1 protein-coding gene and 1 pseudogene are annotated in these 1,022 nt (G+C 66.5%); both read right to left on the bottom strand.

All coding sequences use genetic code 11. The features are described 5' to 3' along the window. A partial coding sequence (locus ACRXB1_RS36690) for an Hpt domain-containing protein (protein ID WP_449494858.1) occupies window positions 1-778 on the bottom strand: 778 nt, incomplete at its 3' end. Continuing rightward, a pseudogene (locus ACRXB1_RS36685) lies at window positions 775-1,022 on the bottom strand (chemotaxis protein CheW); the annotation flags it as partial. The pseudogene ACRXB1_RS36685 and the gene ACRXB1_RS36690, both read right to left, overlap by 4 nt.

The raw sequence follows: 1,022 nt of genomic DNA, 5'->3' as shown, positions 1-1,022 counted from the left end.
TGAGCGTGCGCACGTCGAGCGCGGCAGTCGACGTGAGGCCCGAAGCGGTGCCCGAACTACGCGAAGATTCGGTCAGCGATTCATGCAGGAAGTCGAGCGCGCGGCTCGCGTCGCGCTGAATGCGCTTCACGCGCAGCATGGATTGCGCGAATGGCTTCAGCCAGCGCGATTCCACCAGCGATTCGCCGGAATGGCTGAGCAGGCGATCGAGGGTCTCCGTGCGAACGCGCAGCATGCGAGTCGTTTCACGTTGTTCGGCCGGCGACCAGACGGGCAACGGGCGCGCGGGTTCGGGTTCCGATTGGGGAACCGGCGCGGCGAGCGTCAATTCCTTCGATAAATCCAGAAAGTCGTCCGGTGCCGGCGGCTTGAACGAAGCCTCCCCGGAGTCCCCGGCTTCGCCACTCATCCGCGCATTCAACTCATCGACGAACGCGTCGACGTCGGCCTGCGGGATGGTTTCGTCGCCGGAAGCCTGGCCGATACGCACGATCAGGTCGACGCCTGCCAGCAACACATCGATCATGGCGGCATCCACGTTCACGCGGCCCTGCTGCGCGCCGACGAAGCAGTCCTCCATCACGTGCGCGAGGCTCACGCCGACCGGCACGCCGACAATCCGCGCCGCGCCCTTCAACGAATGCGCGGCACGCATGCACGCTTCAAGCGTGACAGGATCGCGCGGCGCGCGTTCGAGCGCGAGCAGGCCGTCGCTCAGGATCTGCGCCTGTGCCCGCGCTTCCTCGCGGAACAGATCGACGAGCGAGGCGCCGCTCATGTCAAGCTCCGGTTGAGGGTTTCGAAGAGCTTCGCGGCGTCGAGCAAACCGACCGTCACGCCCTTCCACGCCGTGACGGCGATCGCGTGCGAAGCCGACATGCTCGCGACCGTGGCCGGGACTTCCTGGAAGTCGGCACGGGCAAATCGATGCACGCCATCGACGGCATCGACGGGAAACACGATCGGGTTCGCGAAGTCGCCACGCGGCGCGCTATCGGCGGCGGGTTCGACGACCAGCAGGA

It is taken from the genome of Caballeronia sp. M23-90 (assembly GCF_053574605.1).
This window is presented reverse-complemented; position numbering and strand designations above follow the sequence as displayed.